Source organism: Mucilaginibacter sp. R-33 (genome assembly GCF_049949235.1).
In the GTDB taxonomy this organism is placed as follows: Bacteria; Bacteroidota; Bacteroidia; order Sphingobacteriales; family Sphingobacteriaceae; genus Mucilaginibacter.
In genome coordinates, this window is record NZ_CP188089.1 from 3,125,103 (window position 1) to 3,149,165 (window position 24,063).

The window sequence follows — 24,063 nt, forward strand, 5'->3', positions numbered from 1 at the left end:
AGCTCAACATTATTTAACAGTGCCCGGATCTGTAGTACCCGGATCTTTTTTGATAATCTTCGGAGCTATTTTTGGTGTCACAGGAGTTACAGCCGGATCTGCCGGCGGTGTAGCCGCCGGTGTTACAGTTGTACTCGTTTTAATCACAGATGGTTCTGCTTTTGGTGTTACAGTTGGTGTTGGCGTTACCGATGGTGTTACCGCAGGTGTATCCTTAACTGTAATCACCGGCGGTACAGTAGTACCCGTTGGCGGTGTAGTAATCACAGGCGGAACCTTAGTAACTACCGGTGTAGTGGTTTCCGGCGGCAAGTGGGTAAGTACCGGAGTGGTGGTTATAGGAGGCAAAGCAACAGGCGGCGTAGGCGTAAACACGGCACGACACTTCTCAAACTTACCATTCACTGCTGTAAGTGTAATAACTGTATTACGGCCTCGTGGAAACTGGCGCATATCAAACACTTTGACCGTGTTTACCTCATTGCTGGTAGTTCCATCGTCAAATGTCCATGTAAACTTAAAGCTGCCGGGATTAGGTGTTTTATTTATTAAAGTAACAGTGGCAGCACCTTTTTCATTATCCATAGTTACCTTATAGTCAAAAGAGGCCTGCGGATGCTCATGGATTATGAGCGTACAAGCAGGAACCGGTTTGCCGTTCACCATAAAGTCGTTGATGCTGACATCATAAGGACCTTTGGATGGATCAACCACCCATTGGCTCCCCAATAATTTTACTGCATCTCCCGCTATTTTTGAGGTGATAATCCCTGTTGCAGGTTGTACGGCAGTGAAGTTTATATTACCCTGATCTGAACAAACTTCGCCGGCGGCTAACTGTAGGTCTACCGGCTCCTCAGGAATCTCTACTGTAATAGTAACCTGTTCAGAATCGGTACAATCATGGTTATTGGCAGACAAGGTGAAGGTTAGTTTACCATCAGGGAATTTGGCACGAAGATCAGCATATTGGAAGGTAATGTTATCATCCGGCTTAGCCAGATTAGCATGTACCTGCCCGTCGGGCATTGTCCATGTGTAGGCAAATGTATCACCTGCTGCCTGATTGATTGTAGCCGTTAGCTGAATAAATACGGCAAACTGCGTGGTGTCACTTATGCTGGCCGCAGGTTTAACAGCCGGATGTTTGAATACGGTAATGGTGCAATCGGTTGGCTGATCATTTACAGTAAATTTAATCTGCTGGCCAAATGTACCGTCTTTGACTTTAGTTGTATCAAAATAGGTTATAGCGTCTTTAGTTACAACTGTAGTTTCAAAACCAGCCGAGGCTTTGATAACGCCATCAGCCGGACTAACTTTAAACTGCAGCAACCCTTCGTCAGAACATGCTACGGCTTTAGGTAAACTAAGTCCTACCTGTGGCTTAGGCATGATAAATGCTACCGGCGGACAATCGGAACAGCACATATACGGCAGGCAAAAATCAGCAAATACGATATCAGCAGGCACATCAGGGTTTGCAGTTACGGCCCTTGATTTTCCCAGCTCGAGTGCCAAAGCCTGAGTTTTCTTGATAACCTCGGCCTCATTTGTCGGGGTATATTTACGTTTCGACCGCCTTTCATAATATTTTACAGCATCGGCAATGTCATCATAGTCGGTATTTTTGGCGATATAAGCCATCGCGTCGCTATCGCTTGCAAAACCTTTTACAAACTGCTGTTCGCTTTCAAGCGCCTTTAACCTGTCTTCGAGCGGAGATTTGCCTGAAGGGGTGGTTGGACTGGGTGCAGCTACCGCGGTAGCATAAACCATTACAAAGGTACCACCCGCCGGCACACCTGCCAGGTGTTCTAACCCGGTATGATTGGCGGCATAGGCCGAAAAGGTAAGCTGTTGCAGCAGCTTGGTTTTGCGGTCCTGTATTTCCTTTAATATTACGGCAAGCGCCTGGCCTGCACAGCAATTTTCAGATAAGCGCCATAACTGTAATTCATAATCATCTTCGTACCCTTTGCGTACATAGTCGCTTTTAGCAAAAATCTGGCGGCTTTTTTGAGCAGCCAACTTTACTTCATTGCAAAGGTCATCCAGGCGGGCTGTAAAATTATCAATGGTATCTTCGTCAATATCAACCAGCCTGTCGGGTAGCCACTGGCTTATGTTACGGGTACCGGCTATCATACGCACAGGGATATCCACAGCAATAGCTTGTTCATATGAACCTGTTGCAGAGGTATCCACAGTTTTGCCTGCGGCATCTGCATAGTCAGAAATACTGATGGCCCCGCCCTGCCTGCGGATCTGATCTACATAATAACCTATACTGCCTTGAGCAATATTGATATTATTGTCAACCGCGTCGATGCCGCCGTCCATCACATATTTATCGGTGCTTTTATTGATCGCAAATCCGCTGCTTACCTGCTCACGTGCAGTTGCCTGTATTTCGCCGGTATCCGCTGTTTTGGCAGCAGCCATTCGCATTTTAGGTGTGGCTGCTTCTTCCTCATTGGCCAATTCCAGTTTCTGCTGGGCCGCCTGATACCGGATCTCATTCGCCACCGAATAACCTGTTTTGGTATTAAAGCTTGAAAAAAACTTGCTTACATCACCATAAAGGCAATTCTGCTCTGCCTGGAAAGCTTTTAATGTAGCCTCCAGATCATTAAACTGGCAGGCATAATCATCGATATCAATATCACTAAGGCTTACATCCCCCAAACGGATGGCAACCACATCAAATGGCAGGTTACTGTCTTGCCTGATCTTATCAACCGCCGCAATAGCCTCGGTATATTTCTTGCCGATATGCCCTTCAATCCTGAAAAAATTATTGGAGTCGATTGAATAGGCGAGCGGATTTACCACCATATCATTTGCGGGCGAATAAGCTCCGGCATTATAACCAAGGATCAGCTTATCTGTGCCCTGCAGCCACCGGTTATAACTCCACTTTTGAGCCAGGTCGACCGGTTTGCCGTAATAAAAAGGGATAGCCCTTGCCTCTAAAGGTTTACTGTTATCTGTAGATGGTGTTATTTTCACCACCGGGCTCGGAGGCAGCGTAAACCCGCTGCTCATAACGTTCAGCCTGTCGAGCAGGTTAATGGCAATGTTCAGCTTATCTTTATTGGCGCTGATAGCCGGCGAGGCATAAAATTTATGGCGATATGGCGTTGGCTTGGCCGTAGGCGTAACATTTAAAGCACCCAGCATAATATGTTTGGGGAAAGCATAAATATTGGGGCAGCACTGGTAAATGATATCCGAAAGTATAGCCCTCAATTCATTATACCCGGTTAACAGATCTTTGTAAAAATCATACAGATATTGCGCCTGCATTGGGGCTGTAGCTTTACTCAGCGTTGTATTGATATTGGCAACGATACTGGTAATAGGATAAACAGATTGCGGATCGAGCGCGAATTTGAATGTGTTGTAGAGCGTTTGAACAGCACTTGATAAACCACCGGCACCATCATTTGCAATTTTTGAAAAGGCAGCGGTAAGCGCTGATGATGAAGCGGTAGTCTGCTTATTGAAAAACACCCGTTTTGCCGCCAGCACAGGGGCATCAAAGTACGCGTTATAAGCATTGAAATACTTTTTGTAGATATCGTCATAAATAACCTCCGAACCGGTTTGCTCAATGATCTGGTTCATATCTGCCTGTGCAATAAGCAGCACTTTGGGTTTGGCTACCTGCTTGCGGCCCTGATTGTCGCAATCAATAGCCGTACAGGCATCCGGATCTTTAGAATAATACTCCAGGTAAAGCAGGCCGTACATTTCGGTAAGTTCCTTACCAGCCTTTGATTTAAAATTGGTGAGGGCAAAACTATCAACCGGGAAAGCGCCTTTATCATCGGGTGTTACCAGCTCCCATAAAGCCATTTGTGCGGCATCGGTGCCCATGGGATAAAACGGCGGGTATTTGATCAGCGAATTATCATAGGCCCTGAAGTTTTTATAGGTTGTTTCGGGCATGTAAAGCAAATCGCCGTCGGTAGTTACGCCGCAGCCCTTGCCTATGGTTATGCCGTTGGCATCGCCTTTGAAACTTAAGCCGCATACCAGGCCAACACCAATTAAACAGGTACGGGTAAGGCGCTGCTGATCTTCAAAAAACTCTACAATATCATTCAGCTGTTTGGCTGTAAGCACCTGGCTGTCAACAAAGGAGTTATACTCTAAAGTTATATCGGTGAGCTTTATGTTGGTTACTGGTGGCATGGCTTTTTCATTTAGGTTTTAACTGTTATTATTTGTGCCGCCCTGCAAGGTGCCAAGGCTGGTTTTGTTCAATATTATCGGGTTGGTTTCCTGGGTATCATCGTCGCAATCGCTTAGCTGGCCCTGCTGATAAACAGTGTATAGTTTTTCAAGTACATCAATAAATTTGCTGTTCAATACAGGGTCTATAGGCGTATCGGTACTTACCGCTATGTGTTTGGCAGCAAGCCAATCTTTATAAACCGCTTCAAAACCAACCATCTGATCATGCCCGATGAAACAGATGCGCGGCAACACATGGGCCGGTGTTTCGGTGCGGATGAGCCGCTCGGCATAGGTTCGGAAGGCTGTGTTTCGCAACCTTACGCTGTACCCCGGCAGTATCACACAAATCCGGAACGAATATGGATCAAGCGGCTCGCAGTACACACCGTTAGGATCAAGGCAAACCGGCATAAACTGGTGGTGGGTACTATCATCGCCGGTATAATCAAATGGCGGGCGCAGCAGAATATTTTCTATCACATACATACCCTCCATCTTGAAATCGTTTTGCATAAACTTGATGACAAATGCAATTTCGGTTTCGATGGCAGCAGCGCTAAACTCCATATCATTATGGGTAACCAAAGTACCAGCAGAGTTGGCTATGTTATACACGTACTTGCCGGCAGTAGGACCCGGACTTAAACGATAGTTTTCCCTGTCGCAAGCCAGTACAGATACCAGGCCCAGGTCTTCATAAGCATCAATCTCCTTCAGGAAGTTGGCATTGCCTTTAAATTTAACTACGCCAAGCTGCGATATTGTCCAGTTATAATGCAGGGCATCGGCCTTAAACAAAAGGTAATCCTCAACACTTAACTGCTGCATTTTATAGTTAGAGAAACCGAGCAGCATCGAGATCCGTTTTTCCATGCCCGATACATTCACCAATTGCTGATCGGGTGTTTTGGCATTGTACAGATCCATCCCGCTGCCGCGGCAGATGCTCATCTGGTCATAGTCTTTCAAAAACTTAACCTTATGCCTGATGATATTGCGCTGATAATCTTCGCCGTAAATGCGGTACATTAAAAATACGTACTCGTTAAACTGCTCGGCAAAACGGGCCAGCAAATGATCGAGGAATTTATTTTTCCGTTCGGGATAGTTATCCTGCCCGGTTTCTTTAATTACATCATCAACCGTTTTCTCCCATTGGGCATAACCATCCAACAGCTTTTCCGCATCGCGGATGCCATTTACCGCATTACTGAAATAGGTTTTGCGGATACTATCGTCGGCAGTAAGCAAAATCCGGGCGTTTGAAAGCTGGGCAAAATAATTAGCCAGCACCTGATCATAAAACAACAGGTACCCTTTAAGTTGTAAAGCCAACGACCTTTGTTCAGTTGTAGCAGTATCGGGCAAGCCCAGCGGCGAGATACCGTAATTTTCAGGAAACTGATTTTGCAGGGTTTCATAGTGCCCTATATCCCTGTAATCGCCTTCGGGTACCGGCAAATCAACTATCTTTTTTGCCTCTACATTGTCCTGCCAGTCTTTCCGAAGCTGGTTAAGATCTGCCTGGGCTTCGGACTGTTTCAGTTCGATAGGCACCACATCCTTATAAAATGTGAATGATGAATTGGTTTCGCATAAAACAGGTTTATGGCCATCCTGTACACAAAGTAGCCATTCGTTTGATTTATAGATCTTATCGGCAACCTCGCTCTGCGGCGCGGTACAGCCACAAAAACCAAAGGAAATTCTTTTCACCAATCGTACACCGTCAATTTCCATGATAATGCGGTACAGATCAGACAGGCGCACCTCTGTACGCAATTGCGAGGCCGCAAGTTCGGTCGGGATGATAAACCCTTGTTTAGCAAATTTGGCATCAATACCCTGCAGGTTTTCAAAATCAAGTACCGGGCCCTCAAAGATCTCGTCGGTCTGCATGCCTTTATCCAGCAATTCTTTAAGCAGATAAAATTTAATATCGGGTGTAAGGTATTGCTCAATATTAAACATGATCTGCGCCCAGATCATTTCAGGATCGGCCTGGGGCTGAAGCTCAATTTCGGCACAGATAACTATTTCCTGGTTTTCAACGGCCTTTACCTGGTCAAGATCCTCACACAATTCGCGGAAGTAATGGTATACTGATTTTATTTGTTTGATGATGTCATCCTGTTTCGCTTTGATCTTAGCCGCATCACCACCCAATTCAGGAAAATCCTCAAAATCAATCAGGATATCGTTGATACCTTTTAGATCGAATTTTACTTCTTTACCGGTTAGGGCATTTTCGCCGGGTTTGGCATAACGCAGCAACGGTTTACCATCAGGTTGTTTATAGTTGGCTATGATACTATGGGGCGATTTTTTGATCCAGGCATTCCGCACACCATCTATCCGCACAAATAATTGACGGTAGTCGTCGGGGGTAACCGGGTAAGTGGGCAATATTTTTATGGCAGATAAGAACTGCTCATGCATACTGGTGGTATTGTCATGATCAACCGCTAAAATATTTTCAACGGGCAGGGTAATGCGGTAGTTCAAATCAGTGAGTGCATAGCAAAGCATCTCCAGCGTGGTAATACCTGGGTCATGCACGTTATAATCCGACCAAATGTCACTGGCCAGGTCGCGGATATGCTGCATACCTTCGGTGCGCAAAGTATTATACTCGGGCCCAAGGCTGGTATCAATTTGTTTCGGTATGGTTAACTGATCAATCATGGGCATGTAGGTATGGTTTTGGTATCAATTAAATGTTGCTTTGCCGATACAAGGATTGCCTTTGAATTGCCTGCCTCCAAAACATCGGGGTTTGCAGGCCCCGATGCTGTGAAGTACATCTTAAAATCGGCTATATAATCAACATAGGGTAGTTCTTCAATAAAGCGGATCACCACACTTTTGTACAGGATGCCGCCAAAATCAATATCGGCATTACGGTTAAAAGCCCAGGGCGACAGGTAATTAATCACATCGGTATTCAACTTAGCCGCGTATAGGTTTTCATCCAGTCCGAAGTAAAATTTCACCTTAAAATCAAGGATTACCTCTTCATAATCAGGATTAATAGCCAGCAGGTCAACATGCATAGAGTTTAATCCCGACAGATATTTGGTGATCTCGCTCAGGGTATTTTTGCTTACGCGAGGTTTAAATGGATCAAAACTGATCTGGTTACGGATATCAGGTATGGCTACCACCCTTACGCTGCCCGGGGCAACTTCAATATTATCGTTGGTATGGTTAAGGCATTTAACCCTGAATACCTGCGGAAACTGCGCCATTACCAGGTGCTCATAATCCCAGATGGTGACAGCCCGGTGTTTATGCCTCAGCCGTTCACTTACCCTCAGGCGGAAAGCGCCGTCATCTTCCGGCAGTAAACCGCCAAACGAGGCATATGGCTGAGTAACCGATTTGATTTGCGGCAGCCTGTCGAGCAGTTTGCTGATGGTACCTGCAGGCAACCCGGTTTCCAGGTGCGAAAGTTCATTATCATTATCGGCAAATTCGGCTTCGGCAGCCTGGATATGTACGTTGATGAATTTACAAACCGAATCTATCGTTACTGCAGTTGGCAGTTCAACCCCAAGCCAGGTGAGGCTTTGGTTTAGGAATGTATTGTTGGTTGTAGCGCCTTCGGGGATTAAAAACTTGATGATCCCCGAGCGTAAAAAATCATTGGTATCATCGCTGATGATATTGCTTTTATCCAAAGCAAGCCATTCATTGCCCGATAAATAATACCATTTAGGTTGAATAGTATCCGAGAACGAGGGAGCAAGCGCGTCTTCACTGCCCTCGGCTACCTGGAAAAGAATACTGGCTACAGACCCCGTTTCAATACCCGCAATGCCTATGTAAAAAGCTGCTAGATCTGGAGCTTGCGGTATAGCAGTAATATTCCCGTCGATAAGCCCGTGATATTGTTTTTTGAGGAAAGCATGCTGTTCGGCCTGGCCAAATGGTGTTTCGTGAAAAAATTGAACGTTATGGTTCACGTAATCAGCCAGCAAACCAGGGTTATCATTACTGCCGGTCAAATCGTCAATCTTATTTTTAGCCGATGCCTTGTAATCGAGCTTGAGCGATGCTATTTCGGGAGTATAGGGTTCTTTAGGGATAAGCGCGGCCCTTGTTGTATCTGTCATGGCAGCGGCAAACAATTGCGGATATATACTATGCAGAAAATCCTTTTCAAGGCTTATAAGGATATAATTATCCTTAACTCCTGCTGAGAAATTTTCGGTTTGTGTTTGAAGTGTGGTAGCAGTTTGCTGAAAACCAACAAAACCCAGCACCGGGAAAAACATCTGCATAGGTTGCACATACTGTTGCACCAACGCCTTTTCGGCCTGCGGCCAGCTACCCTGTTTAAAAGAGCCCGATACATTAAAATACAGGTATTTATTAATAAAATAAGGTGCGGGATTTACCGCTTGCTGAACGCCATCCGGCTTAAGTGTAAAGGTATTATCGAGCACATTGATCTCGCTGCCTTCGCTTGGGAACAATGCACCATTTTTGATATAGGCTACTTTTGCTTTAAAATCACTTTTGGCAGTTATCACCCTCGAGGTCCCCGTAGTATCGGAAGCCTCATTACTGGCGTTAATGTTATATGCACCGGGACTTAATGTCGACTTGAGATAATCTGTACGATAAGCCGTATAATAACTTTTCAGATCATCAGGTACGCCTTTCCAATCTATATGAGGCGTAATTTCTGTCCACTCTTTTTGAAAGATCTCAGTACTGCCGATGTATAGGGTTGAGCCAACTTTTGGCAGTGCGCCAAAGGCAAAGAAGGGCTTTGATGGGTCAACTTTACCGTTATCATTTTCAACAGCCAGGTTTTTCATGCCCTTCACAGTCACATCTATCTGCACATTATTGAGCTTAGCTTTACTCAGCGCAACATAAACAGGATAGGCATTATCCTGAACACTCATCAGCAGGCGGATTACCGGGAAATCGGTTTTATAATTTTCTTTATGAATAGCCTGATCATAGGGCACAACAGCCTTAGCCTTTGCCGGTATATTTACTGTAATAATAATTTGCTGCTGATTAACCTTAAAGGCATCTGTAGTTGGAAAATCGGCCTGCAGCCACTCTTTTTCGGATGTTAAAAAAACCTTAAACAGTTGGGCAAGCAGTGCAGGATCAATAGTAGTACCAAGCCCCGAAAAGTTGAGTGTTAAAGTTATGGTACGGTCACCCTCGCTCATGAGCAATACTTTTGATGCAAAAGCAAAGCCCATTGATGCTGTTGGCCAGCTCTTGCTGCCAAAAGGATTCCACTTAGGTACATCATCTTTAAAAGGTGTACCCAAACCATCGGCCGAAAAAGTAACATCGGCATAGGCTACCTTTTTATCCGCCGGCGATTGGTACCAGCTTTTCATGGCCGCTATAGTGGCGCTGTTTACAGCCAGCTCTGCGTTTGTTTTAAAAACAACCGGTTTGGGTTTGGGGCTTTTATCTTTACCGGCATCAAGTGGTGTGCCTTCCGGCAACAGGAAACCGGTGAGGTTACGGGCCAGTTCAAATATAACGTGTACCTTGTCAGGTACTTCGGGGCGGTTACGCAGTTGCAATACCCGCTTAAAGTAAAAATCAAGGTGCCGGCCGGTAAACTGGTTCAATGCGTCTTCTGAGTGTTGCAGCAGCATAATAAAACACATGAACAGCGCCAGGTGTGGCTCTACATCGCTTTTAATGCTTGGGTCGGGAAAACCCAGACTGGCATTCTCCATTTTAACCTCAACCTGCTTCAAAAAATCCTGCAGCGCTTTTTTATCCTGGATAAAAAACGATTTCCAATCGCCCTGGGGGTAATTGCTGTCTTTCAGGGTATAATAGTTTATTTTATCGGCATAAGCAGCCGCGAACGTCAGCCAGTCTTCCATGCCCAATTCCTCAATTGGGGCGTAGGCTGGGTCAAGCGCTTTCAGGAAGCGCTGTGACTGGCTTGAGCCATCACGTTGAAGCGGATTTTTATCGTTACAGGCCATGGTTAGTTCTTATTGGTTGGTAGTTATGCTGGTAACATCATTTTTATAATAAGGGAACACGTAGTTGTACCTTGAATTGGTGGTACGTACCGTGTAATTGAGCTTAATAAGCAAAATCCCTTCGTTATCCATACTGGTGTCAACCTCGGTGCTGTTTAGCGTTATCCTGGGTTCAAAATACAGTATGGCGGTTTCAATCAAATCTTTGATATAGGTTTTGAGGGTAAGGTTCACAGCTTCAAAAACTATCTTTTGTAAATCGCACCCGAAAGTTGGCTGCATAATGCGCTCGCCGAGCCGGGTGCTGAACAGTATGCCCAAACTGCTCTCAATATCGGCCTCGTCGGTAAGCATTTCAATTTTACCGGCAGCCTTGTCAAAGCTTGGCGGGAAGCTCCATCCCCTGCCTATAAAAGGTATTTTTGGTTCCATTGATCAGCCTCCGATTATTACTGTTGGGCAGCCTAACACTATTGATCCGCCATGGGCTGTGCTATCGCCCATGCGGGCGGCGGGTTTCCCCCCTATCAGCACCGTTGCCGAACCCATGATTATCGAATCGGGCGGACCGGCGCAAGTACATATATCGCCCACGCATACGGCCGGCATACCGCCAATAAGCACCGTTGGTACCCCCGGCCCTATTACCGGCCCGCCTACGTGAGGTGAAGGCCCGTTGAACATAGGGCATACGTGCATATCGCCTATCCTTGCTGCTGCTGCCATTTTTTGTTATTAGTTTATTTGTACAATTGAGCCTTTCAGTGCCGCCGTACCGCTTGATTTTACTTCCACACTGGCCGATCCTTCGGCCGAAAGGGCGGTATTGGCTTTCAGACCCAGGTTCATTCCTTCGGCGTTAAAATCCTGCTGAGCCTTAAGTACAAGTTTGCCCTGGGTTTCGATGGTGATGCCATCGCTGTTCATTTTTATCGAGTTGTTGTTCTCATCCTTTAACTCAATCGCCCCGGCATCCTCGTCCATGATGATCTTTTTCCCGGCCGGTGTTTCGATGGTTACCGATTTTTTATCGTCATCAAAAATGAGCTTCATTTTGCTGCGGGTTACAAAACCCTTTTGGTTGTTGGCGTCGGCCGCGGTTAAAGGAGCGTTTTTATTACTGCTGTTAAGCATGCCCAGTACCACCGGTTTACGAGGATCGCTGTTTAAAAAACCAACAATTACCTCATCCCCAACTTCGGGCAAAAAGAAACTTCCGCGTTCCTTGCCGGCATCCAGAGTTGCTACACGCGCCCAAATCCCCTGATCATCAGCGCTGATCACCGGCATACGTACCAGTATGCGGCATTCACCATCAGGATCACTTTCCAATTGGGTTACAACGCCAATCTGCAACCCGGGCACTGCCTGGATCAAAGCCGAAGCGGGCTTTATACTGGTTTCAAACTTTTCGGTAAACCACTGCGGATCCAAACCAAACTGTACTTCCAGTTGCCAGTCACCGGCTGAGATATGATGCTGAATGTGGCTTACAAAGGTGTTGCCGTTAAACCTATCGCTCAGGTTACTGAGTTTGATGATCATCCCCGGTTTCACTGTATGGATGCCTTTAAATTTCACCCTGCCCCTCACTTTTGAAAGCACCTGTTTTTGCTTGAGCGATGTTGCCCAGGCCTGCAATTCGGGCTGCGAAAGCTTACCGCTATGATTGAGGTGATAGTTGCTTTCGTTAAACACCCCTGCCAGGTCATCGGCTGTCAGGTTACCATTCAGCTCGCCCGATGGCGGGTTAGCATCAACCTTTTCAATTTCCTGCGATGCCGGGTTCCAGGTGCGGCCGGTTATGGAAGGGAACTGGATCCTTGAATCAATCTCGGCATCCAACTCTAGCATGGTAGCGCCAAATGATAATTCCACAACCGCGGGGCCGCTTATTTCCGGCTTTTTGATGGAAAGGGTATTATCATCGGTATAAACCAGCATCCCGTTCAGTTCAGCGCGGCCGGTTATGAAATCCCAGTCGGTGGCTTCGTATTGCACCAGGTCGCTGGTGGTGATATTCATATCGGCAACATCGGTGCTTAAACCGCTGTAAGTGCCAGCTATAGTAGTTATAGCATCGCTGTCCTTCACGTTTTCGCCAAAATACTTGCTATGGCGGGCAAGGGTCATGGCAATGGCCTTATCGCGGCATTCGATAACCAGTTGCGAGCCACTGTTGCGCAGCTTGATACTATGTTTGATAACCACCCCTTTAAACAGTGTGTAGTTATCTGATTCATAACCACAAAGGATCTCGATGTTTTTCCCCGGTATAAATAAGTCGCCGTTGCTGGCATCAAACTTTTGGGCCGAGGTATCACCATCAATAATTACCAGTTTAGCAGCAGCAATACGGTTTACACCTTTATCAATCACCATAGCCTCCATCTGCATGGTGCGGGGTATCTCGGTACCCTCAATTTTCACAATCGGGGTAACAACGGTACTTGGCCGGGTGGTTTCTATGGTGCGGCTATCTGCCATGATCTGTTATTGATTTAATGGTGGAAATTTGAGCTTTGTGCCTGTTTTAAGGTACCTGAAATCGTTGAGGCTGTTTGCCCGGGCTACTTCTATGTAATACTTTGAATCGCCGTAGATCTGGTAGCAGAGCAGCGGCAATGTATCCCCTTCGTTGATCACCCTCACTTTTGTTAAATCGGGCGACTGGGCGTTTTCTTTTGCAACGCGTTTTTTATCCTCAACCGAACCAATGAACGAAGCTTTTACAATGGCCCTGAGCGGGCGGCCCTGGCTATCAAACAGTTTATAGCTGATATCCATTGTTTCCAGGGCGCCGTCAAACTGAAGCGTTCCCCAGTAGATACTTACAAACCTTGGCCGGTGCTTATCGCCCTGGTATTCGATGATGAGCTTTTGTAGGTTATCGATATCTTCATCAACCCCTAAATCGCCGGCTGTAGCGCCATTGATAACCCCGGTCCTGTCAAACATCAGCTCGAAATCCATCTTCTGCGGTTCGATTTTGGAAAACTTAGGCAGCTTGCCCGATGTTCCCTGCGCCTGCTTGTCAGAATACTTGATCTCAATCTTCTGGCTGTAGCTTTCGGGGTTGACCTGCACAAACATAGAGCCTTCTTCATTTTTGCTCTTCGGATCGGACCAGGCCACGATCTTCATTTTGGTTACGTTATCGGCCATCAGCGTTCGTTTTTATTTTTCAAAATCTCCAGTATCTGCTCCACGCATTCGGCAATGATCTCATCTTTATCACCGCCTCCACCGCCACTACCGCCACCGACACCCGAGGGCTTTGAATCCTGTTCGGCAGGGCTTTGATTTACGCTCACGCGGATGTTCAGTTCTCTGATCTCAATTGGCATAACATCAGGTTTGAAGGGTGTAATACTGGTATTGCAGCTCAAAGCTTTCAATTGCGATGCTGTTTTGCTCGGCATTCAAATCGCTCAGGCTCCATTTTTTTGGCCAGGCCTGCACTACATTCCAGGTTAAAAGCGGGTCATGTTCTTCATTGAGCAGGCTTACGGTCAGGTCTTTGGGTTCGATAATAAAATTATTGAACACGTTATTGCACCAGTCCATCAGCAGTTTTGATTCGGTAATGAGCCCTCGCTTCAGCACCAGTGCCGGAAACTTGGCCCTTACCGGCAGCGCGTGTTCAAAACGGTTTTCGCCGCCCTCCTTTTTGGATTCTGTTTCCATCTCCATGGAAAGGCCCGATACGTTCTGGAACCGGCTGTCGATTTCTTCATCGCCAATGCCTGTAAAAACCACCTTAAAGTGAAAACCTAAAGGCGGATAACCCGATTTAGCGTCGAAGGCCATGATTAGCCGTTTTTGATGGTTAAACCTTCGTGTGCAACCTCAAGCGTTTCAATTGCGGCCTCGTTGGCATCAGCCTTCAAATCGGCCGACTGGATCTTAACCGGGAATGCATTTTTTACCGACCAGGTAACTACCGGCTGATGCTCTTCGTTAAGCAGGTTAATAGTAAGGTCGCGCCGATCTATCTGGTTTAGTTTTACGGTGTTCATCCAATCATAAAACTCGTTATCATTAGCAAATGTGCCGCGTTTTAGGGTGATGTTACCGTATTTGCGCATGCCGGGCATTTTTACCTTATTGTATTCCTTGCTGCTGCCTTCGCGGTATTCAACCACTTCGGTTTCAATTTGTAAGCCAGTTACTTCGGTAAAACCGATGCGTGTGCCACCCCAGTCAACCTGGAAATGGAATTTGGGTAGAGGATAATTTGCCATTTTATTTGTTTTAAATGAAATTCATTGATTTATATAGAACCTATTAATTAGCTTCAAATCAAGTAATTAATAGCTTTATGCACTCCGCTTTAAGCTTTTATATAATTAACTCTCCTGCATTTTGTGTGAGAACCGGAGGATGATGAACTCGGCAGGCCTTACTACAGCCATACCAATTTCAACTATCATACGGCCCTCCAAAATGTCGAGCGCGGTCATGGTTTCGTTAAGGCCAACGTGTACAAAAAATGCGTCTTCGGGTTTAGCGCCCTGTAAGGCACCGGCACGCCATTGCAGCGTTAAAAAGTTCTGGATCATTACCCGCACCTTTGTCCAGGTGTTGGCATCATTGCTCTCGAATACAAAAGGATAAGTAGCCTTTTTAACTGATTCTTCAACCATGATAAAGAAACGCCTGACAGGAATATAGCGCCATTCATTATCATTACCTGCTAAGGTACGCGCTCCCCAAACCAAAGTTCCCCGACCCGCAAAAGCCCTGATAGCATTGATTGATTTACCGGTGGCAGTAACATTCATATCGTCCTGGTCGCTGTTGTCAATTTTCACAGCGGGACCTATCACATTGTTAAGGCTTACGTTGGCAGGTGCTTTCCAAACACCCCGGGTACCGTCGACATTGGCATACACTCCTGCTATTGCCCCTGACGGCGGAATAGTGCTCATTTTTAGCGTTATTGCCGAGTTGGCGGCACTAAAAAATACATTCCCCGAGAATAAAGCCTGCTCGGCAAGGTTTTCATAAAACAGGGCACCGTTTATTAATGCGCCAAAACCAGTTAAAATGGTGGCAACGGTATCCTGTAGTGCCTGTACGATGGAAAGCGCACCGGCTGCATCCTTGGTAAAGTTGTCTGCATTGGCAGCTACAGCCGCATAGTTTGAGTTGGCTAACCAGGGTGTATTATCCAATACCGAATAAACAGGCGCTGGATTGCGGCCGGCGGTTGTATTAGCAGCCACCTTGGCATTTTTTTCGTAGGCAATGAGGTTGGTGACGGCAGCGGCAAGTTTTGCATCTTTGCTCAATGCGTCAATATCTTTGCCATACAACGCACCAACAGCGGGTGCATCTTTAGCCTTTTTACCCGCGGTAACAATGGCGGCCAACAAATCGAGGTAACTGGTTAGCTGTACATCGGGAGTTATGTTTTTGGCAATATTATTTGCCAGTGCGGTTAACTTTGCTTTAACGGCATCAATGCCACCAACCCTCAACGCAGTTGCGTCAGCAGCGTTGCTAAATACAGATCCGATTACTTTATCAGTGTCCTTGATAGCATTTTGCAGGTTGGTTACCAGCGCCTTTTCATCAGTGCTTTTTGAAAAGCCATCATAATTGGTGATCTTGGCCGGTACCCCTGCATTATTCCAAAATTCCATCTGCCTGAAATCAACATTGACATCATAAATGGTTATAATCCAGGGATAATAAGCCGCGCCATAATTGAGGTTGTTGATCCCTATCGAGCTCCGGAAGTCATCAATAGGCTTATTGCTAACATCCTGGCGTTTATCGCCCTGCAGCACATCAAGTATCGAAAACCTATCCTGCATGGAAGCGCACAGGCCCAACGCTTTGGTTTGCAAACCGCTAAAAGCAACAAGGTCGGGGTTACCGCCGCTTACCAGCTCAACCGCATCAGGAAACAGGATCAGTGTAGGCTCATCCTCGGCCGATAGGGTATCGATACCTCCTGATAAAGGCGGCGCTGTTACTGCAGATGAGAAATCTCCCACCGAAACGATATAGCATGGCCCGCCGCCATTGTCAAAATATTGCCTGAGTGATACATACAAATGAAACCGTTTATCGGGTACTACGTTCAGGATCTGGTTTGTAGCCGGGTTAACCGTAACCTTTATGGTTGCCGGTACATAGCCGCCGCCAAATAAACTTTCAAACTCAAGCAATGATTTTATACGGGTTGGCACATTTACCAATGATTTGCCTTCGGGGGTTAATGCAAAAGCTGTAAAACCAATAAAGGCGGGTATAGCGGTTTCAACCTGGGCAACTGATGGCGGAAACAGTGCAATTTCCTGCACGTAAACTCCGGGTGTTTTATAAGCCATGACTAATTGATTTAAGATTGAACCATTTTATGACTGAAACGAAGAATGATGAATTCGGCCGGGCGAACCACGGCCATGCCCACCTCAACAATGAGCCTGCCCTCCAGTATATCCAACGAGGTCATGGTTTCGCCAAGGCCAACGTGTACAAAGAAGGCATCCTCGGGCTTGGCGCCCTGTAAAGCGCCTGCCCGCCATTGCAGTATTAAAAAGTTGGCTATCATACCACGTACTTTTGCCCAGGTATTGCCATCATTTGGCTCAAATACAAATGGTTGTGTCGAATTTTTAACCGATTCTTCAACCATATTAAAGAAACGTCTTACCGATATGTAACGCCATTCGTTGTCATTACCGGCCAGCGTACGTGCACCCCAAACCAATACACCCTTGCCCGAAAATGCCCTGATAGCATTTACTGATTTACCGGTACTGGTAACGTTCATATCTTCCTGGTCGGCGTCATCAATTTTAACCATTGGGGCCACAACCATGTTGAGACTTACATTTGCCGGCGCTTTCCAAACACCGCGGGTATTATCAACAGAAGCGTATACGCCTGCTATTGCCGCTGCCGGAGGTAAAATAACCGAGAACAGGCTGGTTTGCTGTTTGATATAATTATACAGATCGCTATTTAAGTGATAGATAGAATTGGCTGTATTGGCATCGTCGCGCAGAACGGCAGTGGCCGGAAAATCCGTTGGTGTAACGCCTGTTCCGGAAACAATCAACTGTTTGCTTTCATTGCTGAAATAGTTGATGCTGGTTTGCAGCCATGGATAATAGGCAGCACCATAACTAAGGTTATTAACCCCGATAGCCGTACGAAACGCAGTTGCAATATCACCAAACGCTTTTTTCCCTTTATCGGCGACTGCCACATAGGGGTCAATAAGTACCACCCTATCCTGCAGAAATGCAGCCTGGGCCAATGCCGCGGTAAACAAGCCATAATAATCTGCAGGTGCGGTAAGGGTTACGGCATCGGTAAACAGTAAGATTGTGGGCTCGTCTTCCTTTTGAACCGCGGCAAGCGCGTTACCAAGCAAAGCTTTGTCAACATTAACAGCTGCACCAGTTTGGCCTGCCGAAACAATGTAACAAGGGCCGCCGCCATTGGCAAAGTAAAGCTGCAGGCAATAGTACATCCTGAATTTCAGGGTTGCGTAAGGATCGTCAACCGCGGCATCAAATGAAAATACACCCGCCGCCTTTTTGATCTTGATACCGGTTGCCGTTCCGGTAGTGGTGAACAAGGTATTCTCGGCAAACCCAAAGATCTGCTCATACTCTTTAAGCGATTTGATCCTGACAGGGTTGTACTGCAGCGAGGCCCCGTTATAGCTAATATTTTGTGTATAGCCTATAAAGGCCGGGATAGCCGTTTCAACCTCGGCTACCGATGGAGGTAGGAGCGGAATTTCTTCCACATAAACACCCGGAGTTTTGTATGTTGTTGCCATATTACTGTTTTTTACTTCCTAAAAAAATATGTCTGAAAAAATCTGATTAGTTTCTGGTTTAATAAGTGATGCCGTTGCATTGGGCAGGTCGATAGTGGTGGGATGATTATTTTTATCCTTCACTTTCACAGCTATAAAACCCTGCCGGGTAAGGGGCAGCGCGTTATCAGTTACTGATGCCGCCCCAAAAGCCTTACCTATATAGCGCCAGTAGGTTGCCCGGTTTTTAAACCGTAAGCTAAACACCGGCGATTTAAGCGTAGTATCCGCCTGTAACAGGTTATAAGTTGCACCGCTTGTTTTAACACAGATATCAATAAAAGCCCAGGCCGATGAGTCCATACTATAGTAAAAAGGAAAATCGTCAGTATAACCTGTAGTTGCCAAATGGGCGGTATATAAACCTTCCGGCAAATTGCCCATATCAGCTTTGATGATATTCAAAGGCCCGGTTTCGACACTGCCGGGCACGTTTACCACATTGCCAAAGCGATCTTTTATAGTGAGTAGCGGGGTTTTATTTGCCACCGTTACCTGGTAAGTAAATATGCGTCCAAACTGGCGGATCAAATCGTTGTTACTTGCGTAGGCCAGCGGTTTTCCGCTTACCAGCGGATCAGTTACCCAATTGCCCGCCGGGGTAGCGCCTGCTGCCGGGTCAAGGTTATTCTTTTTTTGGGCGATAAATAATTTAGTTGGCGCAGCCTGGTTGTCAACCAACATATCGCCGGGGTAGTAGTCGGTGGCAGCGTTGTACACATTTGGTGTCGCCGTTAAAAACGGCGCCACACGCGGCGAATACAAAGGGTCGTTGGTAAAAAAGTATACCATACCATCCGGCGCCTTTAAAGGCAGTGAGCTATAGTTCGCAAAAAGCCCGTCGTTAATAGCCATACTAAAGCTAAATACGGTGTTATCCGGCGGTACTATCTGCGGCTGTTCCTTCGTGCCGTTTAAAGTATACGGAATGCCGGTAATAATGCCGGTTTCGGTCTGTTTATAAACCATGTGCAAGCCTGCGAACTTTGCCCTTGTAGCTTTAGTAGGCGTTACGCTCATGAAACTGCCTATATCATAACGCTCCAGCATGGCCAGGCGCGCGTCGGCACTCAGCGTGTCAAAGAGTGTGATCCCGTCATCCAGGTGATAATGATGACGGATGTCAACCTCAAAAAGCGTTTCGTAGTTCAGGTCCAGTACCATCGGGTTTATAATTTACAGGTTAATCGCCGGCACTAATCGTTAGCTCAGTTTATCGCTCAATTCTATCTTTTTAATGATGCCTCGTGTTTCGGTCACATTATCGCGCAGTATTTCAATCAGCCTGACGCGGTACAATACATATGGAAATTGTTTGCCGCCCAGTGTGCTCCACAGGTAATTGGCCTGCTCAAATGTGGGCGAGTAGATATCAAGTATGAGGCGAAAATCGCCGAGGCCTACTTTCGTGGTCGGGCTGTTTTGTTTGGTAAAAGTGCTCTTCCCCTGAAAAAATTCGACGATATGAGACAGGAAGATCAGTGATTTTTCATAAGAAGAATGCAAACAAGCCGAAAACAAAACATACAGGTTAAGGTACATTGGCGCGTTGCGATAGTTAATATCATCGCCGTTGCGTACATAATTGGGTATGTTTTTCATGGTAAACTCTTCGGATATATTTACCAGCGTTACCAGGATATTTTCAAGTCCTTTGATCTCATCATCGCTCAGGTGGGCCACGTTTTTAAGCTGGGTGAAGCTTGAGCTGAGCCCGCTGTTCCCGTCGGTTGTTTTGAGATAGTTATTTAACTGCTCGGCTAAAAAACTTACGGTTTGGTAAATCATGATAATTAGATGTTTATAGGTGGTTGCAGTCCCGCTGCTGATGTTAATCCAAAGTTGGGCATCAGGCTTTAGTAACATGCAAGTGTATGCACGTTAATTACCACGTATTTATACGCAATTAAAACACGTATAAATACGTGGTAATGAATAGGTTAAAATAACACAAAACCTTTAATCTATAGTTAAAACGGGCTTTTTCTGTTTACGCATTTTTCCGCCAAACAGCCCTAAGTTTAAAAACAAGGAATTTTGGCGATGCGCGGATCTGCACATTTCCGGTACTCCTGAACTTCAGATAATTCTCCGAAAGGCAAGTACTACTATCCTGAAGGATACCAGTATCCTTTAGGATAGTAGTATCTTTTTGATAGTTATTCAAGGTAATTTTGCTGCTACAAAATATACAGCAATGAAAATATTACATCTAATCAGCAGCCCCCAGGGCGAAGCATCATTCAGCGTAAAGTTGGGCAATGCCATTGTTAGTGAACTGCAATCGCACAACCCGGATCATACTTTAATCACACACGATTTAACAGCCACGCCATTCCCGCACCTGGAAGAAGCACACCTCACCTCTTTTTATACTCCTGAAGAAAAAAGGACACCGGAGCTTGCTGAAGCAGCAAAAAATTCGGACGAGGCAATTGCCGAACTCATGAGCGCAGATGCTTTGGTTATTGATACACCGATGTACAACTTCGGTATTCCATCAACCTTAAAAACGTGGATTGACCACATTTGCCGCGCGGGCAAAACTTTCAGCTACGGCGAAAAAGGACCCGAGGGTTTGGTTAAAAATAAAAAGGTATACCTGGCCATCTCATCAGGCGGTGTATACTCCGAAGGCTTTATGAAACCATACGACTTTACCGAGCCTTATTTAAGAACAGTTTTAGGCTTTTTAGGAATGACAGATGTAAAAACCTTCAGGGTTGAAGGGGTAAAAGTGCCAGGTCTGCAGGAAACAGCTTTGGATAAAGCGATAGAAGCTATTGAGCTTTAATTTAAACAAAAACGGGAGGCTTTAGCTTCCCGTTTTTGTTTAAACTTATAAATGAAGCTATCATTGCCGTTGACTTTAGTCAACGGTGAAAGCAAAAAGCAAACGGGCTTTAGCCCAATTATAAGGCGATATTCGGCTAAAGCCTTCGCATACTGATTATTTGTTCCGTCGACTAAAGTCGACGGCAATGAATAAAATTGATTTGGAGATGAACGACCCCATTGCTTTGCCAGATGCGAATTGGATATGACGAAAGAGTGATCATTGTCTCAACAATCAAATCTTCACAACAAAGCTATCCGTTAAAACAGCTGTATTTTCGTCCTCATCAGCTGCGGTGTAATATTCACCGGTTAAGGTGAGCCCATTGTTAATCTTTTCAACAGCGATCTTTAAAAAACCATGACGGGTATCGCAACTGTATTCAAGGCTAACCCCATCAAACCTGGAATCTTCGGCAGTAAAACCCGTATTGTCGGTCAAAGCAATTGGATGCAATTCATCAAAGCCTCCGGTGCCGGCAACAATATAAGGCATCATGGTTAAGTCATCATATTGCTTACTGAAACGCTGGTAATTGTGCACATGCCCGCTAAAAACCATATCAGGCCTGATGCCGGTTTCTTCAAAAACACCTTCCAGGAAATCAATCATTGGTAAACTGGCTCCATGATTGATATCTGCCGAATAAGGGGCATGGTGCATACAAAGGATAATTGTCTTATCTGGCCGCTGCATATCGGCTGATCGCAGTTCCTCCATAAACCATTCGCGCTGCTCGCGGGTAACAACGCCGTATTTAGGTACATTGGTATGTAAACCGACGATGATTGCCAGCGGGGTGTCCATTGTCCAATAAATATTGGGCTGCGGCATGCTTTTGCGGTCTATCCGTCGGCTCAGCATTACAGGGCGCGAAATAGTATCACAAAAAACGGTTGTAAAAGCATCAAGGCTTTGACACGGCATCGCAGCAGCAGGATTTACATCACTATCATGGTTACCGGCTATCGCGAATATCGGCCCCGGATAAAGGCTATAGGGTTCAAAAAACTGTTCATAATAGTTTTGAGCCTCTCCGTAGTTGTAAACAACATCACCTAAATGATACAAAAACTTAGGCTTATCAGCTTCGGAAAGCGCTTCATACTGTGCAGCCATTAAAGCTGCTATGCGCCTTTGCGACCCCGGATTACGGATGCTGCCGGTATCCCCTACCATATGAAAAACCATTTTGTCATCAGCAATGCCGGGCACTACATCATGTATGGATAGGTGATAGGGATAACTGCCGGAAGGTTCGGGCAGGGGCTGAAATTTATAGCTGTCATCCGGCTGATCTTTTTTGATGACCGGGCCGGTGTGTTTTAATGAAGAAATTAAAGCCATCTGCTCCATGATGTCAACAAAATTACGCAACCTAATATTAAGGCAGGATTAAATTGGGGTTTAAGGTTTAACAGGGCCAGCCTGAAAGCCTGAAATCACGGGTTCAAAATTCTATCAGGCCAATGGTAATTGAAGTGCTTACCTTTGCGACATGAAAAACTACAAAATAATCTTATCTGCAACCCTGCTTACTTTATCGGCATGTAGTGTTAATCATGTTAAAAACACATCTGCCGGTTCTGATTCTGCTAAAAATCAAAGTTCTGCCCCTGCTATAAGCGCCAGCCTGTTTGCCAAAATGCAAATAAAGCCCACAATTAAAATTGGAGAAGTCGTTGAGCTAAAATTCACCGTTTACAACGATGCCGACACTGCCCGTCAATTTTGCAAATGGCATACCCCATTTGAGCCATTGATGAGCAAATACCTCGACGTAAAAGATGCAAGTGGTCAGGAAATGCTGTACAAAGGCGCAATGGCCAAAAGAATTATGCCGCCCCCGCCCAGCGGCTATATTAAAGTTAATCCAAAGGATAGCTTAACGGCTACTATTGACCTGCTAAAGGCTTATGATATCAGTAAACCATCAAAATATACTGTTATTTACGTAGGGCAAAATATGAGCGGGCTTATAGCGAAAGACAGTGTAACGTTTGTTTATGAAGGGAAGTAAAAAAGGAAAGATTTAATATTTGGTGCTTATTTATGCTCATCGATGGTGAGCTTTTAAAATCCCCTCTTGAGAGGGGGCGCGGGTAAATGAGCGGTAGCAGGGGTGTGTTTCTGCGGTAGACTTATCAAAGCAGAAACACACCCCTCCGCCCTCTCAAGAGGGGAATCACACAATCCCACCTCTTTTATATTTTTTTCAAGAGACCACCTCCTTCATTTTCTTCAATGCTGTTTTAGCCACCGTTAAAGCATCCTGTGCATAATAACTTTTATTAAAAACCTCGAACGAGATCACCAGCGGCCGTTCGGGGTTTTTAACTATTTGCAGGATCTGTTTAATCGGGGCGATACCATCTCCGCAATAGATTCTGTCGGGTTCGGAGATGAGCTCAGGACTGATACCTGCCGGATAGTCATTTACATGAAAAATATCCAGTGCGTGATGGCCTACATAATTGAGGCTTTCCGCTGCCGACTGGCCTTTAAAAATGTGGAATACATCGAGCAAAATGCGGGCATCCGATTTACCGCATTGCGTAGCTACATAAAGTACCTGGCTTATGTGTTTCAGATTTTGTGAGCCGCCCCCACATTTCCAGTTGAGGCATAACACCGGTTTGTTCGCCCATTTTCAGGATGGTAAGATATCGTTCGGTTACCACATCCAGATCAAGTACCGGGCCTTTGGTAACGCCCGCCGGAGGGGCTGCAATGCGATGGCAATCTATCTGCGCCAGCATGTCCATTTCCCGTTGAAGCTGCTCCAGCGCTTTTTTACGGGTAGATTCATCATCAGCCAGCCATGGGGCAAAACCTATGGCATCTTCAATTTTAAGGCCTAAGCCCTCGATGATCTTTTTGGCTTCAGTCAATGACCCGCCGCTTTGCAGATAAGTTTGCAGGGTATCTATCCAGATCTCTACTGAGGTAAAACCGGCTTTGGCGGCTACTTCAAGCTCCTTAACAAAGCCAAGATTATGCCCGCGTATGGTACTCATATTTAACGAGTAAACAAAGCCGCCGCCAGCTTTTGGAGCTATGGGCGCTGCTACCGCCCCTGCTTCACCCAATACGGCAGCCCCCGCTGTTAAACCTATAGCCTTTAACACTTGTCGGCGGTTTAAATTACTCATATA

General features: G+C 45.8%; 19 protein-coding genes. 2 read left to right on the forward strand and 17 right to left on the reverse strand.

Annotated elements, in window-relative coordinates:
• Window positions 1-9: 9 nt before the first annotated feature.
• The 14 genes from ACP26M_RS13085 to ACP26M_RS13150 all read right to left on the reverse strand — a co-directional run bounded on the left by ACP26M_RS13085 (window position 10) and on the right by ACP26M_RS13150 (window position 19,938).
• Window positions 10-4,200: a hypothetical protein gene (locus tag ACP26M_RS13085; protein ID WP_426589473.1), complete on the reverse strand. Its 4,191-nt coding sequence runs from the start codon at window positions 4,198-4,200 to the stop codon at window positions 10-12.
• Between the two features lie 18 nt (window positions 4,201-4,218).
• The gene (locus tag ACP26M_RS13090) at window positions 4,219-6,930 is read right to left on the reverse strand and encodes a hypothetical protein (RefSeq protein WP_426589475.1); all 2,712 of its coding nucleotides are present in this window, start codon (window positions 6,928-6,930) and stop codon (window positions 4,219-4,221) included.
• Entirely contained in the window at window positions 6,927-10,226 is a 3,300-nt protein-coding gene (locus ACP26M_RS13095; protein ID WP_426589477.1) for a baseplate J/gp47 family protein, read from the reverse strand. Before ACP26M_RS13095 ends, ACP26M_RS13090 begins: the two co-directional genes overlap by 4 nt.
• 9 nt (window positions 10,227-10,235) lie before the next feature.
• Window positions 10,236-10,658: a GPW/gp25 family protein gene (locus ACP26M_RS13100; RefSeq protein ID WP_426589479.1), complete on the reverse strand. Its 423-nt coding sequence runs from the start codon at window positions 10,656-10,658 to the stop codon at window positions 10,236-10,238.
• A 3-nt stretch (window positions 10,659-10,661) separates the two neighbouring features.
• Window positions 10,662-10,952: a PAAR domain-containing protein gene (locus ACP26M_RS13105; RefSeq protein WP_426589481.1), complete on the reverse strand. Its 291-nt coding sequence runs from the start codon at window positions 10,950-10,952 to the stop codon at window positions 10,662-10,664.
• A 9-nt stretch (window positions 10,953-10,961) separates the two neighbouring features.
• Entirely contained in the window at window positions 10,962-12,713 is a 1,752-nt protein-coding gene (vgrG, locus tag ACP26M_RS13110) for a type VI secretion system tip protein VgrG (RefSeq protein WP_426589483.1), read from the reverse strand.
• Window positions 12,714-12,719: 6 nt separating this feature from the next.
• Entirely contained in the window at window positions 12,720-13,391 is a 672-nt protein-coding gene (locus tag ACP26M_RS13115; protein ID WP_426589485.1) for a CIS tube protein, read from the reverse strand.
• Window positions 13,391-13,573, reverse strand: coding sequence for a DUF5908 family protein (locus ACP26M_RS13120; protein WP_090524169.1), 183 nt, complete (start codon window positions 13,571-13,573; stop codon window positions 13,391-13,393). Before ACP26M_RS13120 ends, ACP26M_RS13115 begins: the two co-directional genes overlap by 1 nt.
• Before the next feature lie 4 nt (window positions 13,574-13,577).
• On the reverse strand, window positions 13,578-14,036 hold the full coding sequence (locus ACP26M_RS13125) for a phage tail protein (RefSeq protein ID WP_091171169.1): 459 nt from the start codon (window positions 14,034-14,036) through the stop codon (window positions 13,578-13,580).
• Window positions 14,037-14,038: 2 nt separating this feature from the next.
• On the reverse strand, window positions 14,039-14,470 hold the full coding sequence (locus ACP26M_RS13130) for a phage tail protein (RefSeq protein ID WP_090524162.1): 432 nt from the start codon (window positions 14,468-14,470) through the stop codon (window positions 14,039-14,041).
• 105 nt (window positions 14,471-14,575) lie between these two features.
• Entirely contained in the window at window positions 14,576-16,567 is a 1,992-nt protein-coding gene (locus ACP26M_RS13135) for a phage tail sheath C-terminal domain-containing protein (RefSeq protein WP_426589489.1), read from the reverse strand.
• Window positions 16,568-16,578: 11 nt separating this feature from the next.
• Window positions 16,579-18,033, reverse strand: coding sequence for a phage tail sheath family protein (locus ACP26M_RS13140; protein ID WP_090524157.1), 1,455 nt, complete (start codon window positions 18,031-18,033; stop codon window positions 16,579-16,581).
• 18 nt (window positions 18,034-18,051) lie between these two features.
• A complete protein-coding gene (locus ACP26M_RS13145; RefSeq protein ID WP_426589491.1) occupies window positions 18,052-19,236 on the reverse strand; it encodes a hypothetical protein in 1,185 nt (394 codons plus the stop codon).
• 39 nt (window positions 19,237-19,275) lie between these two features.
• On the reverse strand, window positions 19,276-19,938 hold the full coding sequence (locus tag ACP26M_RS13150) for a DUF4255 domain-containing protein (RefSeq protein ID WP_426589493.1): 663 nt from the start codon (window positions 19,936-19,938) through the stop codon (window positions 19,276-19,278).
• A 331-nt stretch (window positions 19,939-20,269) separates the two neighbouring features.
• Here ACP26M_RS13150 and ACP26M_RS13155 point away from each other — a divergent pair, with 331 nt between their 5' ends.
• Window positions 20,270-20,866, forward strand: coding sequence for an FMN-dependent NADH-azoreductase (locus tag ACP26M_RS13155; protein ID WP_426589495.1), 597 nt, complete (start codon window positions 20,270-20,272; stop codon window positions 20,864-20,866).
• Between the two features lie 276 nt (window positions 20,867-21,142).
• On the opposite strand, the gene ACP26M_RS13160 is transcribed toward ACP26M_RS13155, so the two are convergent.
• On the reverse strand, window positions 21,143-22,264 hold the full coding sequence (locus ACP26M_RS13160; protein WP_426589497.1) for a metallophosphoesterase family protein: 1,122 nt from the start codon (window positions 22,262-22,264) through the stop codon (window positions 21,143-21,145).
• Window positions 22,265-22,406: 142 nt separating this feature from the next.
• Here ACP26M_RS13160 and ACP26M_RS13165 point away from each other — a divergent pair, with 142 nt between their 5' ends.
• Entirely contained in the window at window positions 22,407-22,928 is a 522-nt protein-coding gene (locus ACP26M_RS13165) for a protease (RefSeq protein ID WP_426589499.1), read from the forward strand.
• Between the two features lie 195 nt (window positions 22,929-23,123).
• Here the strand turns inward: ACP26M_RS13165 and ACP26M_RS13170 are convergent, their stop codons facing one another.
• Window positions 23,124-23,540: a TIM barrel protein gene (locus ACP26M_RS13170; RefSeq protein ID WP_426589501.1), complete on the reverse strand. Its 417-nt coding sequence runs from the start codon at window positions 23,538-23,540 to the stop codon at window positions 23,124-23,126.
• A complete protein-coding gene (locus tag ACP26M_RS13175; protein ID WP_426589503.1) occupies window positions 23,452-24,060 on the reverse strand; it encodes a sugar phosphate isomerase/epimerase family protein in 609 nt (202 codons plus the stop codon). Before ACP26M_RS13175 ends, ACP26M_RS13170 begins: the two co-directional genes overlap by 89 nt.
• Window positions 24,061-24,063: the final 3 nt, after the last annotated feature.

What these genes read in the sequence shown, in the direction of transcription:
- ACP26M_RS13125 (WP_091171169.1), bottom strand. Translation starts at nt 14,036, where the DNA reads ATGGCCTTCGACGCTAAATCGGGTTATCCGCCTTTAGGTTTTCACTTT.
- ACP26M_RS13115 (WP_426589485.1), bottom strand. Translation starts at nt 13,391, where the DNA reads ATGGCCGATAACGTAACCAAAATGAAGATCGTGGCCTGGTCCGATCCG.
- ACP26M_RS13140 (WP_090524157.1), bottom strand. Translation starts at nt 18,033, where the DNA reads ATGGCAACAACATACAAAACTCCGGGTGTTTATGTGGAAGAAATTCCG.
- ACP26M_RS13145 (WP_426589491.1), bottom strand. Translation starts at nt 19,236, where the DNA reads ATGGTACTGGACCTGAACTACGAAACGCTTTTTGAGGTTGACATCCGT.
- ACP26M_RS13165 (WP_426589499.1), top strand. Translation starts at nt 22,407, where the DNA reads ATGAAAAACTACAAAATAATCTTATCTGCAACCCTGCTTACTTTATCG.
- ACP26M_RS13090 (WP_426589475.1), bottom strand. Translation starts at nt 6,930, where the DNA reads ATGATTGATCAGTTAACCATACCGAAACAAATTGATACCAGCCTTGGG.
- ACP26M_RS13175 (WP_426589503.1), bottom strand. Translation starts at nt 24,060, where the DNA reads ATGAGTAATTTAAACCGCCGACAAGTGTTAAAGGCTATAGGTTTAACA.
- ACP26M_RS13100 (WP_426589479.1), bottom strand. Translation starts at nt 10,658, where the DNA reads ATGGAACCAAAAATACCTTTTATAGGCAGGGGATGGAGCTTCCCGCCA.
- ACP26M_RS13085 (WP_426589473.1), bottom strand. Translation starts at nt 4,200, where the DNA reads ATGCCACCAGTAACCAACATAAAGCTCACCGATATAACTTTAGAGTAT.
- ACP26M_RS13095 (WP_426589477.1), bottom strand. Translation starts at nt 10,226, where the DNA reads ATGGCCTGTAACGATAAAAATCCGCTTCAACGTGATGGCTCAAGCCAG.
- ACP26M_RS13120 (WP_090524169.1), bottom strand. Translation starts at nt 13,573, where the DNA reads ATGCCAATTGAGATCAGAGAACTGAACATCCGCGTGAGCGTAAATCAA.
- ACP26M_RS13160 (WP_426589497.1), bottom strand. Translation starts at nt 22,264, where the DNA reads ATGGAGCAGATGGCTTTAATTTCTTCATTAAAACACACCGGCCCGGTC.
- vgrG (WP_426589483.1), bottom strand. Translation starts at nt 12,713, where the DNA reads ATGGCAGATAGCCGCACCATAGAAACCACCCGGCCAAGTACCGTTGTT.
- ACP26M_RS13155 (WP_426589495.1), top strand. Translation starts at nt 20,270, where the DNA reads ATGAAAATATTACATCTAATCAGCAGCCCCCAGGGCGAAGCATCATTC.
- ACP26M_RS13130 (WP_090524162.1), bottom strand. Translation starts at nt 14,470, where the DNA reads ATGGCAAATTATCCTCTACCCAAATTCCATTTCCAGGTTGACTGGGGT.
- ACP26M_RS13150 (WP_426589493.1), bottom strand. Translation starts at nt 19,938, where the DNA reads ATGTTACTAAAGCCTGATGCCCAACTTTGGATTAACATCAGCAGCGGG.
- ACP26M_RS13135 (WP_426589489.1), bottom strand. Translation starts at nt 16,567, where the DNA reads ATGGCTTATAAAACACCCGGAGTTTACGTGCAGGAAATTGCACTGTTT.
- ACP26M_RS13105 (WP_426589481.1), bottom strand. Translation starts at nt 10,952, where the DNA reads ATGGCAGCAGCAGCAAGGATAGGCGATATGCACGTATGCCCTATGTTC.